The organism is Polaribacter staleyi, from assembly GCF_038024045.1.
In the GTDB taxonomy this organism is placed as follows: domain Bacteria; phylum Bacteroidota; class Bacteroidia; order Flavobacteriales; family Flavobacteriaceae; genus Polaribacter; species Polaribacter butkevichii.
Window position 1 is genome coordinate 2,715,950 of record NZ_CP150665.1, and the last position, 14,695, is coordinate 2,730,644.

Below are 14,695 nucleotides of genomic sequence, written 5' to 3' on the forward strand. Positions count from 1 at the left end.
AAATAAAAAATATGAAATATTTTTTTAAAATAGGATTCCTTTATTTTGTCCTCTTTTCAATTAATGGTTTTAGTCAATTAAAAGTAGAAACCTATAAATCATCTAAAACCTACCAAATACCAAAATGGGAGGTTTTAGATATCTCTGTTACTCGTAAAACCAATTTAAAATCTCCGTTTACGGCTAATTTTATAGCCATTTTTACACACGAAAGTGGTGTTGTACAAGAGGTGCCTGGGTTTTATAATGGTAATAACGAATGGATTATACGTTTTTCAAGTTCATTAACAGGTAATTGGAGTTTTGTAACCAAAGCAGATTCTAATAAATTAAGTGGTAAAAAAGGAAAAGTAAAAGTTGTAGAAGCTAAAAAAGACAATCATGGAGCAATTACAGTTAATAAAAACAAACCAGAGCATTTTTATTATGAAGATGGAACTCCATATTTTTTATTAGCATTTGAATGCGATTGGTTATATGCTTTAGATTATCATAATGATAAAGAATTACCTAAAACAGATCATTTATTAAATCTAATTGATGAAAACGGATTCAATCAAATTGTAATGAATGTGTTTTCTTATGATGTAAGCTGGAAAAAAGATGATAAATTAAAAGAGCATCCAGAGCATGAATTTGGTGGTCCAAAAGATATATTTCCATTTCTTGGTAACAACGAAAATCCAGATTATTCAGCATTAAATCCAGCTTTTTTTAAAAAGTTTGACAGAACAATTAGTTTAATGCATGATAAAAGAATAGTATCTCATTTAATGATTTATGTGTGGAATAAACTTGTTGCATGGCCAGATATGAATACAGATGCAGATAATATGTATTTTGATTATATCATAAAACGTTATCAGGCATTTCCAAACATAGTTTGGGATATTTCTAAAGAAGCCTTGTTTTATGGTAGGGCAGATGAAGCTTATATACACGGGAGAATTGAACGACTAAGAAAAAATGACGCATTTAAAAGATTAGTGTCTGTTCATGATTTTAAATATTGTTCTCGTTTTCCAGAAAAAGTAGATTTTATTTCTACACAAAACTGGTCTCATAACATTTATGATAAAATGTTAGATGCTAGAAATAAATTTAAAGGAAAGCCTATTTTTAATATAGAACATGGTGGTTATGAAGAATCTCCGTATAAAGTGTTTACAGGTGATTATACCAATGCAGAAATTTGTTTACGTAGAAATTACATGTGTCTTTTTGCAGGTGTTTATAGCACCTATTATTGGCAAGGAGCGTCTTGGAATGCTATAATTTACAATCCGTTTGAACAGTCTGCAGATTTTATCAAACCAAAGTTTGAGTATTTTAAACATATGAAAAAACTGTTTTCTTTATTTGATTTTAGTAAAATGAAACCAACTCCTTGGAAAAATGGAAGTGCTTACAATCTAACAGATGAGAATGAAACGGTTTTGCTGTATATTCATAAAGAAAACTATGGTATTGATGCAGCCTTTTTAAGAAAACAAAGTAAGGACAGAACCATGCAATGGTTTAATACCTTAACAGGGGAATTTAGTCCAATTTTACCAGTTGCCAAAAACGGAAAATTTATCTCACCTTGGCAAGGTGATGCAGATTCTATAATAATTTCAAGACTTAAATAGTAATAATTAGCATTTTAAACATTTGGTCTAGTATTAAAGCCATACGTTTTGTTGCTTTTGCGTTGATAATTAGAATTTAGCATTGATAAAGTTTGAATACCAATTTTTAATAATTATTTAAAATGAAGATAAGTAAGTATACAATATTAAGTTTTTTAGCATTTTGCTTGGTTGTATTGTCTTGTGCAGACCCAAAAAGCCAGAAAAAAGAAATAGCAGGAGCTAAAAAGCCACTTTATGAGGCAAATTGGGAATCTATAAAAGCAAACTACAAAGATCCAGAATGGTTTAATAAACAAAAATTTGGAATTTTTATTCACTGGGGTGCTTACTCTGTGCCTGCATATGGCTCAGAATGGTATCCAAGACAAATGTATATGGATACAGCTAACTTTAATGCCCAATTAAATACCGGTAAAATGGGGCCTTCTAAAGAATACTTACATCACAAAAAAAGATGGGGAAAGCAAAAAGAATTTGGATATAAGGATTTTATACCGATGTTTAAAGGTGAAAAATTTGATGCCAATCAATGGATCGATTTATTTAAAGAAGCCGGTGCAAGATATGTAATACCTGTTGCAGACCATCACGATGGATTTGCTATGTATAAATCGAATACTACAAGATGGAATGCTTACGATATGGGACCTAAAAGAGATGTTTTAGGAGAACTTTTTAAAGTAGGTAGAAGTAAAGGAATGATTATGGGGGCATCGTCACATTTTGCTTTTAACTGGTCTTTCTATAATAAAAAAGATCATTTTGATACTACAGATCCTCAATATGCAGATTTATATTCATCAAAAGGAAAAGATTTAACAGAACCTGTTTCAGAAAAATTTAAAGAACGTTGGTGGGCAAGAACTAAAGATTTAATTGATAATTATCAACCAGATATATTATGGTTTGATTTTTATTTAGATATTCCAGATTATGCAGATCAAAGACCAAAGTTAGCTGCATACTATTATAATAAAGGAATTGAATGGGGAAAAGAAGTGGTGTTGCAAGATAAAAACTTCTCTCACGAAGCTTTTCCAGAAGGAACTGTAATTTACGATTTAGAAAGAGGAAAATTACCAGGAATTAGAAAATTACCTTGGCAAACAGATACATCAATAGGTAAAAACTCTTGGAGTTATGTAACTAATTGGGAGTCTAAAACGGCTAATGAAATTGTAGACGACTTGGTAGATATTGTAAGTAAGAACGGAAATTTATTATTAAATGTTGGTCCAAAATCTGATGGTACAATTCCAGAAGATCAAAAAGAAATTTTACTTCAAATAGGAGGTTGGTTAAAAACAAATGGAGAAGCTATTTATGATACTAAATATTGGGAAACGTTTGGAGAAGGACCAACAGAAGTTAAAAAAGGACACCATTCTGAAGGTAATAATAAAGGATTATCATCAAAAGATATAAGATTTACAAGCAAAGGAAATAAGTTATATGCCATTGTTTTAGATTGGCCAAAAGATGGTAAAGTTAATATTACAACTTTAGCAAAAGGAGCTAAATATGCAAAAGATATAAAAATAGCAGATATAAGTGTTTTAGGTAGTTCAGACAAAATTAAATGGTCTCAAACCAACGAGGGTTTAATTGTAACGATGCCAAAAGTAAAACCATGTGATTTTGCCTATGTAATTGCTCTTGATATTTAAACGATTTTTTTGAGAAAATATAAAAGCACATTTTTTAATTTAAATGTGCTTTTTTGGTTTAAAACAAGTCAGTATATACCAACTAATAGTAAAATTTGGATCTAGTAACGATTCCATAAAAAAAATAATACATAAATTTTTGATATGAAAAGTAATTTAAAAACATATTTACTAGGTTTTATAGTTTTAGGCTTTTTGGTGTTTTTGTACAGTTGTAACGCTGTTAATAAAACAACATCCTTTAAGAAGAATCAAAAAAATATTGAAGAAAAAACACCATCAAATATATTGGTGTTTTCTAAAACGAATGGTTGGCGCCATAAATCTATTCCATCAGGAATTTTAGCTTTAAAGAAATTAGGTGTTGAAAATAATTGGCAAATGGATTTTTCTGAAGACTCTTTAGTTTTCAATTCTAAAAATTTATCAAAATATAAAATGCTTGTGTTTTTAAACACAACGGGCAATATTTTAGGTTCTGAAGAAGAAAAAAGTTTTAAAAAATTTATTCATAATGGAGGTAGTTTTGTAGGGATTCATTCGGCTACAGATACAGAACCAAATTGGCCATTTTATGCAGAAATGATTGGTGCTCAGTTCGAAAGTCACCCTAAACAGCAACAGGCAAAATTAAATGTTCATAATCATAAAAATCATCCTGCAATTGCTCATTTTGCTCCAACTTTTGAAAAATTTGATGAATGGTATAATTTTAAAAAACCAATGGCATCTCACATCAATGTTTTAATTGACATTGATGAGTCTAGTTATAAAGGAAAGCAAATGGGAACAAAACATCCAATTTCTTGGTATCATACGTACGAAGGAGCTCGTGTTTTTTATACTGCCATGGGACACACCAATAAAACGTACACCAATCCATTATTTGTAAAACATCTAGAAGAAGGAATGAAGTGGGCTTTAAATGAGTCTGAAGTTTCTATAAAAGCAAATGGAGAGAATTTGTTAGATGAAAACCTTTCTAAATGGGATGTTTGGATGGGGGCTGTACATCCATCAGTAGACATTGATTTTGAAAAATCAGAAGATGTTAGAAAAGGAAAACCAATGGGATTAAATAATGATCCTAAAAAAGTGTTTTCTGTAATAAAAGAAAACGAAGAGCCTGTTTTAAAAATTACAGGTGAAATTTATGGAGGTTTAACGAGTAAAAACGAATATTCTAATTATCATTTTACAACGCAGTTTAAATGGGGAGAAAAGAAATGGCAACCACGTCTTAAAGACAAACGAGATAGCGGTATTCTATATCATGCAACAGGGAAACATGGCGCTTTTTGGAATGTTTGGATGGCTAGTTTAGAGTTTCAGGTACAAGAAGGTGATTGTGGAGATTTTATTGCGCTAGGTGACGTTTATGGAGATGTGCCTGCAAAGAAAAAAACAAGAGCAAATGGTAAAACGTATTACGAGTATGACTCTAAAGGAGAATTGGTTCCTTTAAAATGGCAAAAATATGATTCAGGTCAAGCGAGCAAATCTAGCTTATATGAAAAACCAAATGGAGAATGGAATACGTTAGAAATTTATTGTTTAGATAATGAAAGTATTCATTTAGTGAATGGTCATGTTGTAAATAGAGTTAAGAATACACGTTATGATATTGATGGTAAAACAAAAACCATAACTAAAGGAAAAATACAAATACAATCTGAAGCCGCAGAAGTATATTATAAAAATATAAAAATCAGTCCGATTACAAAATTTCCATCGAAATTTAAAAACCTTTAAGAACTCGTTTTTTTAGGAATTAATTTTGAAAGTATAATTATAAAACAAAAATATCCACAAAAAAGTAGCATTTATGTTTGGTAAAAAAAGCAGCGTAGTATTAATCGTTTTTTGTTCACTATTTATCCTGTTTAACAGTGTGCAAATTAAAGGTCAGGTAAATAAACCTTTTTCTACTCCAGAAATAGATGCAAAAGTAGATGCCATAATGTCTAAAATGACAATGGACGAAAAAATAGCTCAAATAACAGGTACTCGAATTAGAGAGTTAATGGTTGATGGTAAACTATCTTTAGAAAAGTGTAGAGAACATATTATAAATGGTATTGGACATTTTTGCCAGTTTTCTACTGGTCAATCTTTAGAACCAGAAGAATTAAGAGATTTAGTACGTCAAATTCAACATTTTTTAATGACGGAAACACGACTTAAAATTCCTGCTATTTTTCATGAAGAAGCCATTACTGGTTTTGCAACTTTAGGAGCCACCACGTTTCCGCAACAAATTGGTATTGGTTGTACTTGGAATCCGGAGTTGGTAGAAAGAAATACAATATCAACAAGAAAAAACATGAGAGCTGCAGGTGCCACTTTTGCACTGTCTCCAATGTTAGATTTAAGTAGAACTGCACATTGGAATCGTCATCAAGAAAGTTATGGAGAAGATGCTTATTTAACATCTAAAATGGGGGTTGCTTTTGTAAAAGGTTTACAAGGAGACGATTTTAAAACCGGTGTTGCAGCAACTGTAAAACATTTTGCAGGTTATGGTACAAAGAATAATGATGAGAAAACTTTATATGAAGAGTATTTAATGCCACATGAAGCTGTTATAAAAATAGCAGGGGCAAAAAGTGTAATGCCTTCTTATGGTACTTATAAATCCTTACCAATATCTGTAAACCCTACTATGTTAGATAGAATGTTACGAAGAGAAATTGGTTTTGATGGTTTGGTGGTAAGTGATTATGGCGCAATTAATATGGTGTATAAAAAGTACAAACAAGCGCCAGATGAAATGACGGCAGGTGCTATGGCTTTAAATGCGGGAATAGATATAGAGTTATCATCACCAAAAACATACCCACTTTTAAAAGAAGCCATTAAAAAAGGATTAGTTACAGAAGAAGTAATTAATACATCAGTAAAAAGGTCTTTAATAATGAAAGCTAAATTAGGCTTGTTAGATGAAAATCCGCAAATAGGAAAAGATGGAGTATTGGATTTTGATCCACCAGAATTTAGAAAACTAGCCTATGAAGCAGCTTCACAATCAGTCGTTTTATTAAAAAACAATGGAGTTTTACCATTAAAAAACGAGGTAAAAAAAATAGCATTAGTAGGTCCAAATGCAGCTACAACACAAGGTTTATTAGGAGATTATACATACCAGGCAATGCGTTCTTTTTGGAAAAGTGCAGCATACGATCCTTTAAACCCAAAGTTAGTCACTTTAAAAGAAGGTTTAGAAAATGCATTAGAAAATACAGTTCAGATAGCACATGAACGTGGTTGCGATTGGAGTGCGCCATTAGAAGCTAAAATTGATAAAGAAGGATTTGGTGATGATAGAATAGGTAGGTTAAAACTATTAACTGTAAAAGGACTGCCACAACCAGATTTGCAAAATGCAATCACAATAGCCAAAGAAAGCGATGTAATTATTGCTGCAATGGGAGAAAATATTTCTTTAAATGGTGAAGGAAGATTTAGAAACGGAATAGGATTACCAGGTGAACAAGAAGCTTTTGTAGAAGCAATGTTAGCTACAGGAAAACCAGTAATTTTAGTATTATTTGGTGGTAGACAACAAGTAATAGATAAATTAGAAGGAAGATGTGCCGCTATTGTAAATGTTTGGTTTCCTGGTGAAGAAGGAGGTAATGCTATTGCAGATGTGTTAACAGGTAAAGTAAATCCTTCTGGGAAGTTATGTGTTACGTATCCTAACTCTCAAGTAAAGGAAGAAGTTAATTATCAAAATGGATACAATACAGCAAATAAACCGCTCTATTCATTTGGGTATGGATTGTCTTACACGAATTATAAGTACAGTAATTTTAAAATAAGAAAGTCAGCAAAATTGACAGATGACCGATTTTCAATTTCATTTAATTTAGAAAATACAGGTAAAAAAGACGGAACAGAAATTGTGCAATTATATGTTTCTCCAGTAAGTGAAAAATCAACAATAAAACCAATTCAATTAAAAGGCTTTCAAAGAGTTTCATTGAAAGCGGGTGAAACTAAAAAAGTAACTTTTAAAGTGTCTCCACAACAATTGGTACAATATAAAAATCAAAAATGGATTGTAGAAGCAGATGATTACCTCTTTAAAATTGGTGCTTCTTCTACAGATATTCGTCTACAAGGTAAAATTGAATTAAAAGGGGAAGATTTAATTCTTAACAACGGTAGAGAAGTGTTTTTTACAATAAATAGTATCAAATAAAATAATGATGATGAAACGCACGTGTTTTTTTATGGCTTGTCTCTTTTTTTTAGAGTTATCTAGTCAAAACCCATTGGTAACTCATATGTTTACTGCAGATCCTACTGCACGCGTATTTGACGGCAAACTATATGTATTTCCTTCAAGCGATACTTATCCTCCTGCTGGGAGAGAAAAAGAGTTTCCGCGTTTTTGTATGCCTGGTTATCACGCTTTTTCTTTAGAAAAAGGATCTACATGGAAAGATCACGGATGGATATTAAAAGAGAATGATGTGCCTTGGGGAGACAAAGATACTTTTGCAATGTGGGCTCCAGATTGTATTAAAAAAGGGGATACTTACTATTACTATTATCCTGCAAAACCAAAAGATGGCTCTTCATTCAGAAGAATTGGTGTGGGAACTTCAAAAAATCCGACTGGACCATTTAAATGGGAAAAAAACTACATAAAAGGTATTAGTGGAATTGATCCAGGATTATTTTTAGATGATGATGGTAAAGGATATATCTATTTTGCAGGAGACAAAACGATAAAGGCTGCAAGATTAAAAGATAATATGAAAGAAATTCAAGGAGAACCTATTAAAGTTCAAGGGATTCCTGCAGGTTATGTTGAAGGTCCATTTACATTTAAACGTAACGATACGTATTACTTAACTTTTGCACACGTTTTTCCAGATGAAGGCTATACAATTGGTTATGCAACTAGTAAAAACCCAATGGGTCCTTTTGTGTATGCTGGTAAAATTATGGATAATATTAATAATGGTACAAATCATCATTCCATAGTAAAATACAATGGAAAATGGATACTGTTTTATCATCACTGGGATTTAAGTGGTTTTAGTAAACTACGATCTATGTGTGCTGATTATATGGAATTTAAAAAAGATGGTACCATTAAAAAAGTGAAGCGAACTAAAAGAGGAATTGGAAACCCAACAATTGGAGAACTAATTCAGGTAGATAGATATAATGAAATTAGTGGTGGAGCTAAAACAGCTTTTGTAGGAGGTGACGAACCTGATGGATGGATGGTTTGCGAAACGCCTATGATGAGTTCTGTTAAATTTAACGGTGTTGATTTTGGCAATGGTACTGCAACAAAAATGCAAGCAAGAATTGCTAGCGGACAACGTATTGGTAGTTTCGAAATTCACTTAAAACACCCAAAAGGGAAATTAATAGCAACTTTTCCTGTAAAATATACTGGCGGATGGAACTCTTGGACAACAATAGAAACGGAATTAACTGAGAAAGTAACAGGCTTACAAGATATTGTTGTTGTTTTTAAATCTGATTGGGGAGCTACTAAAATTGTAAATTTAAACTGGTTGTTATTAAAGTAATATGTTTAAAAAAAAGTGTTTTTTTAGCATTTTACTGATTTACATTGTTAACTAAAGAAAATATGTTAAACCTAAAAGAATTATTAATACTTAGTATACTCATAATTTCGACTAATTTTTTTGGACAAAATGCTCCAGAAAAATTTCAAAATCCTATTTTATCAGGGTTTTATCCAGATCCATCTATTTGTAGAGTAGGAGATACTTATTATATGGTTAATTCTAGTTTTGAATGGTTTCCTGGTTTACCTATTCATAAAAGTAAAGATTTGGTAAATTGGGAAAAAATAGGACACGGATTACATCGTACAACACAAATTGTGTACAAATCAGGTTTAGATAATTCAAACGGAATCTTTGCGCCTACAATTAGATATCATAATGGAACGTTTTACATTATTACAACGATGGTTGGGCAAAAAGGGAATTTTATCATCACAGCTAAAAAACCTGAAGGTCCTTGGAGTGATCCAATTTATATTAAAGATGCACCAGGTATAGATCCTTCTCTTTTTTGGGATGAAGATGGTAAATGTTATTATACAGGAGCAGCAGTTATTGATGGTTCTAAGAAAGAATGGCAAGGTAAAAATGGCATTTGGATGCAAGAAATTGATCCTGATAAAGGTGTTTTATTAGGTGATAAAAAACAATTAACTTATGGTCACGCTTCAAACGCACGGTGGGCAGAAGGGCCACATTTATATAAAATTAATGGGGAATATTTATTAGTGATTGGAGAAGGAGGTACAGGAGAATATCATGCAATTACTGTATTTAATAGCAAAAAATTGTGGGGACCATATATTCCCAATCACGCAAACCCTGTTTTAACACATCGTCATTTAGAAAAAACGTATCCTATTGGACAAACTGGTCACGGAGATTTGGTACAAACGCAAAATGGAGATTGGTGGAGCGTACTATTAGCCAAAAGGCTTAATGAAGGTTTTGTAACCTTAGCAAGAGAAACTTTTTTAGCTAAAGTTAAAATGACACAGCAAGAAAGTGGTATTACTCCAGTTTTTAATCCTGGAATAGGACTTTTGCAAGTTGAGCAAAAAAGACCAGATTTGCCTTTTACTCCAGTTCCTAAATTAAAAACGCGTGATGGTTTTACGGGTAAGAATCTTGATTTAGAGTGGAATTTCTTATTAACACCTAATACCAAATGGTATGAACTAAATGATGATAATTTAGAAATTAAATTACGTCCAGAAACAATTACAGAACTCGTAAATCCTTCTTTTATAGGAAAACGTACCAAGCACTTTAGTTTTAATGCGTCAACAAAAATATCGTTTAAAACTAAAAAAGAAAATGAAAAAGCAGGTTTGGTAATTTATAGACGTTATGGTAATAATTATCAGTTGTTAAAAAATAAAAATGGCATTTCTTTAATTAAAGCTTATCAAAAGGATAATAAAGGGAATTTTACACCCACTACAATTGTAACAGTTCCATTTAAAAAGCAGGAGGTTGTTTTAGCTGTAAAAGTAAAGGGAATAAACGTTCAGTTTTTTTATGGTGAAAGTGAAGGTGATTTAAAAAAGATTGGTGAAGTACAAGATTATACCTTAATTTCTGATGAAATTGCCAAAAGATTTAATGGTGTTTACATAGGGATGTATGCTACTTCATTAGGAAGGATTAGTAACAACAAAGCTAAATTTGATTGGTTTTCATATGATAAAAGTAAAGAGGTAAATTAATAAAACGAAACCCTGCTATAAATAAATAAATAAATAAATAATTTCAAAATAATAATGATTAAAAATATTTTATGTCTATGCTTTATACTGCTATTTGCAAGTAGTTCATTTTCTCAAGATAAACCAAACGTTATTGTTGTTTTAGCGGATGATATTGGCGTTGGAGATATTTCTTATTACAGAGAAAAGCATTCAAAAAATATAATCCTTAAAACTCCTGCAATAGATATGTTGGCAGAAGAAGGGATGATTTTTACTGATGCACATTCACCTGCAGCATTATGTGCACCATCTCGTTATGCAATGATGACAGGGAATAATTGTTATAGAAGTTATGCTCCTTGGGGTGTTTGGGGTTCTTACCAACCTTCGCCTATAAAATCAGATCAACTTACATTGGGTAAACTGATGAAAAAGGCAGGATATCAAACCTCTTTCTTTGGTAAGTGGGGATTTGGAATGGATTTCGCAAGAAAAGATGATTCAAGTAAAGTGTATAGATCGGCTAGAAAGGAACATGAAATGGATGTTGATATTTCTAAGGTAATAGATAAAGGTCCTGTGCAAAATGGTTTTGATTATAGTTTTATGTACCCTGCAGGAATTCAGGCAGAACCTTATGCTGTTTATGAAAACGGAGTGATGATGCCTTTAAATGAAAAATCAGAAATCGTTTTAATTACTCAGAAAAATATGAGTAAAATAAATGTTAAACTAGATAAAAAAGAAGGCTTAGGTGATAGTTATTGGAATCCATATAATTCTGGTTCATTATTAGTTAATAAAGCGGTAGATTTTATTAACAGCGCTTCAGATAAAGAACCTTTTTTTATGTATTACTGCTCACAAGCAGTGCATTTACCGCATACACCATCAAAAGAATTAAATGGTGTTAAAATAGCAGGTACAACGCCTTCTAGTCATTTAGATATGGTAAAAGAATTAGATGTTCAAATGAATATGATGGTTGAAGCTTTAAAAAAGAAAGGTGTTTATGAGAATACACTTATTATTTTTACTTCTGATAATGGTGGGTTGTTAAAGTCAGAAACGATAAAATCGGGTCATAAATCCAACGATATTTATAGAGGAGGAAAAAATCAACCTTATGAAGGCGGACACAGAGTGCCTTTTATTGCTTCTTGGCCAGGAAAAATAAAAGCAAAAACGGTTTCTAAAACTCCAATTGTAGCTTTGGATGTTTTAGGTACATTGGCAGCTATTACAAATCAAAAAATAGAAGAAAACCAAGCAAATGATTCTGCAAGTTTATTGCCAATTTTATTAGGAGAGAATAATGCCGATGTGCATCCTTTTTTAATGACGCAATCGGGTACAGGTAAAGAAGGTATTATTATAAAGGATGGTTGGAAACTAATTATTTCTTTTGATAAAAAGGACAAAACAGGAGCTACCAGAACACCTAAGGCGCTTTTTAATTTAAATGAGAATGTAGAAGAAAATGAACAACAAAATTTAGTTCATAATCCTAAATATGCATTAAAAATTAAAGCTCTTTTTACAGCTTATAATACCACAAGAAAAAGTGGTGTTTCTACAAAAATATAAACAAAATTGTTTTATTTGTAAGTAAGATGCTATCAATTTCAACGAAAGGTTCATATAGACCTAATGTGTTTTATAAAATAGGGTAGTGTTTAAGGGTGTTTCAATTGAATGTATCCTTACTTATTCATCATAAAAAAAGACTTCGTTAGAAGTCTTTTTTGTGTGTAAAATAAATTAATAATACTCCTGCTTTAGTTTTTTATAAATGTTGATTTATACGTTTCTCCATTATTAGATAAAATCCTTAAAAAGTAAGTTCCAGAAGCTAAATTATCAATAGGTACCGTTACAGATTTATTGTTATTTATAATAGGAGTTGTATGAATAGCACGTCCTAAAAGTGAGTAAATTTCAATAAATGGCTTACTATCGCTTAAATCGGTTGGTAAAACAATCGATATATGCTTGTTTGCAGGGTTTGGAAACATTTTAATTTTAGATAAAAGAGTTTTAGAAGTGTTTAATGAATTCCCAGTGTCTTCTATTGCATTTACACCAGCAGTCCAAGCTGTACCACCAAATTCATAAGCACCAATATCTGGAGAGTTTCCTTTATACGGATTTGTAAAACCAGCGATAATTCTACCTTTATCAACTACGGCACTATTAGTAGTAGGCATAAAATTTTGATTGTTAACATCCTCAAAAGGTGATGTACTTGCTATTAGATTGTCTTTTATATCAAAATCTGTTGAGGTTTGAGTAAACCAATTACCTGTATTTGCAAAATTGTTATAGATTTTATTATTTTCTTGATGGTAACCATTTACCCAAGAATCCATAGCGCGTTCTGCATTCCAGATGGTGTTATGATAAAAATCTAAATCAGTATTATTCCAGTTTACTTGGTAAGCACTCCAAGATACATTCCAAATTACATTGTGATGTACCGTGTAGCCTTTACTATTGTTATCTAAATAGATTCCTGCAGCTTTACCAGGATCTCCAACAGAATGAGAATAAGCTGGTGCTGTAGCATCATGAAACCAGTTATGATGTATTTCATTGTTTTTTAAAGTAGTATTACCAACAGTATAAAATACGCCAGAATCACTATTTATTTTTTGGGAAGCAGAAACATCATTATAAGCAATTTCAGAATTAGAACCAGCTACATACATACCATCTCTACCTGCATTAATAATTGTATTTTTAAGCACTTTCATATTATTACCACTCGTTCTTATAGGTGAGGCATGAATACCGATATAATCGATATTACTAATATAATTGCCTTCGATAATACAATCTGAGGCTGCCCATCCAGAAACAACAATTCCACTTACAGAACTATGGTTTATAGTACAACCTTTAATTACCGTGTTATCTCCAAGAACTTCTAGAGCCGCTTCACCAACTTGAGCAGAAGTATTTGTTAGAGAATCATGACCTTCACTACCATGAATTATAGAGCAATTAATCATTTGATTATTGTCTGCATTATTGTGAATTTTTACACTTCCTCCAAAAAAGTTTAAGCCTTCAAGTTTTATATAATCTCCTTTTAATTCTGCAGCAAATTTAGAAGTTGCATATTCAACAGTGTCATCAGTAGGTATATTTCCATCAGCGGTTTGAAGATAAAGTGTGTTGCTTGTAGTGTCATAAAACCATTCATTAGCATAATCTAATGCTTCTAATTTATTAAATAAATATAATTGTCCTCTGTTATTGTTTGGGTTATTTCTCCAAACAGTAGGGTTATGAGGCGTAAAAGGCCATTTGTTAATATCAACACCTGTATGGTTAATTCTAGTGGTAGTATTACTTGTTATGGTTCGGGTCCAACTAGCACCAGAATGTGCACCCAAATAATAAACCAAACCACCTGTCCAATCTATATTAGGTATGCCGTCTGTAAGAAAATAAGATCCATCTCCACCTGTTACAGGAGTCGAATCTACTGTCCAACGATTGTTGTCTGTATTATTTGGCCATCGAGCTAAATCCATATATTCATTGTTGTGATATACGGCTCTAAAACGACTTTCTATAGACATGTTAACGGTTGCTTTGTATATGTTTCCGCTATGTGTTTGCCAACCACTTATTTTATTGGTAGCTCTAATCTCAACATCCTCACCATCGGCAGCTTTAAAGGTTAAATAATTACTAGATGTTCCGTTTTTGTTAATAATAAGTTCTTCTTCGTAGACACCACCTCTAATAATACAAACGTCTCCTGCAGACATTATAGATACCGCTTTATTAAAAGTTTTATAAGGATTACTTATGGTTCCATTTCCATTTACATCATTTCCATTAGTTGCTACGTAGACATCTTTAGCAGAGACTAGCGAAGTGAATAAAAGAATTGCTGTGAGGCATATAAATTGAGTAATTTTAAGCATGTGAATTGTTTTTTAGTCAAATTTAGATAAGTTGATTTCTTATAAATATGACTAATCTGTTTTTTACAGTAACAAATGGATAATAGTGCTATAAAAATTACTGAGATAAGTTTTTTTATAGAATTTTAATATCTCTAGTAAGTAACATTATAATTAGATTAAGATGTGTATCTGTGGCTTTTGTTAATCGCTGATTTTTAAAGAATG

The 14,695-nt window shown here is 31.6% G+C and carries 8 protein-coding genes; 7 read left to right on the plus strand and 1 reads right to left on the minus strand.

The genetic code is table 11. From position 1 onward, the window contains the following. Positions 1 to 11: 11 nt before the first annotated feature. From WHD07_RS11695 to WHD07_RS11725, 7 genes are all read left to right on the plus strand, one after another. Positions 12 to 1,631 carry a DUF5060 domain-containing protein gene (locus tag WHD07_RS11695; RefSeq protein ID WP_343328531.1) on the plus strand — a complete coding sequence of 540 codons (1,620 nt, stop codon included), beginning with the start codon at positions 12 to 14 and terminating at the stop codon, positions 1,629 to 1,631. A gap of 122 nt (positions 1,632 to 1,753) precedes the next feature. Continuing rightward, positions 1,754 to 3,301, plus strand: a complete 1,548-nt coding sequence (locus tag WHD07_RS11700) for an alpha-L-fucosidase (RefSeq protein ID WP_343328532.1) — start codon at positions 1,754 to 1,756, stop codon at positions 3,299 to 3,301. A 144-nt stretch (positions 3,302 to 3,445) separates the two neighbouring features. Further along, entirely contained in the window at positions 3,446 to 5,053 is a 1,608-nt protein-coding gene (locus WHD07_RS11705) for a ThuA domain-containing protein (protein ID WP_343328533.1), read from the plus strand. A gap of 139 nt (positions 5,054 to 5,192) precedes the next feature. Further along, positions 5,193 to 7,505 carry a glycoside hydrolase family 3 N-terminal domain-containing protein gene (locus WHD07_RS11710; protein ID WP_343328534.1) on the plus strand — a complete coding sequence of 771 codons (2,313 nt, stop codon included), beginning with the start codon at positions 5,193 to 5,195 and terminating at the stop codon, positions 7,503 to 7,505. Positions 7,506 to 7,509: 4 nt separating this feature from the next. Then, complete coding sequence (locus WHD07_RS11715) at positions 7,510 to 8,856, plus strand: family 43 glycosylhydrolase (protein ID WP_343328535.1); 1,347 nt, start codon at positions 7,510 to 7,512, stop codon at positions 8,854 to 8,856. 62 nt (positions 8,857 to 8,918) lie between these two features. Next, the gene (locus tag WHD07_RS11720) at positions 8,919 to 10,568 is read left to right on the plus strand and encodes a glycoside hydrolase family 43 protein (RefSeq protein WP_343328536.1); all 1,650 of its coding nucleotides are present in this window, start codon (positions 8,919 to 8,921) and stop codon (positions 10,566 to 10,568) included. Positions 10,569 to 10,622: 54 nt separating this feature from the next. Then, positions 10,623 to 12,137 carry an arylsulfatase gene (locus WHD07_RS11725; protein WP_343328537.1) on the plus strand — a complete coding sequence of 505 codons (1,515 nt, stop codon included), beginning with the start codon at positions 10,623 to 10,625 and terminating at the stop codon, positions 12,135 to 12,137. Positions 12,138 to 12,328: 191 nt separating this feature from the next. Here the strand turns inward: WHD07_RS11725 and WHD07_RS11730 are convergent, their stop codons facing one another. Beyond that, positions 12,329 to 14,488 (minus strand): T9SS type A sorting domain-containing protein, encoded by a 2,160-nt coding sequence (locus WHD07_RS11730; protein WP_343328538.1) that lies wholly within the window; start codon positions 14,486 to 14,488, stop codon positions 12,329 to 12,331. Positions 14,489 to 14,695 lie beyond the last annotated feature (207 nt).

What these genes read in the sequence shown, in the direction of transcription:
- WHD07_RS11695 (WP_343328531.1), top strand. Translation starts at nt 12, where the DNA reads ATGAAATATTTTTTTAAAATAGGATTCCTTTATTTTGTCCTCTTTTCA.
- WHD07_RS11700 (WP_343328532.1), top strand. Translation starts at nt 1,754, where the DNA reads ATGAAGATAAGTAAGTATACAATATTAAGTTTTTTAGCATTTTGCTTG.
- WHD07_RS11705 (WP_343328533.1), top strand. Translation starts at nt 3,446, where the DNA reads ATGAAAAGTAATTTAAAAACATATTTACTAGGTTTTATAGTTTTAGGC.
- WHD07_RS11715 (WP_343328535.1), top strand. Translation starts at nt 7,510, where the DNA reads ATGATGATGAAACGCACGTGTTTTTTTATGGCTTGTCTCTTTTTTTTA.
- WHD07_RS11720 (WP_343328536.1), top strand. Translation starts at nt 8,919, where the DNA reads ATGTTAAACCTAAAAGAATTATTAATACTTAGTATACTCATAATTTCG.
- WHD07_RS11725 (WP_343328537.1), top strand. Translation starts at nt 10,623, where the DNA reads ATGATTAAAAATATTTTATGTCTATGCTTTATACTGCTATTTGCAAGT.
- WHD07_RS11730 (WP_343328538.1), bottom strand. Translation starts at nt 14,488, where the DNA reads ATGCTTAAAATTACTCAATTTATATGCCTCACAGCAATTCTTTTATTC.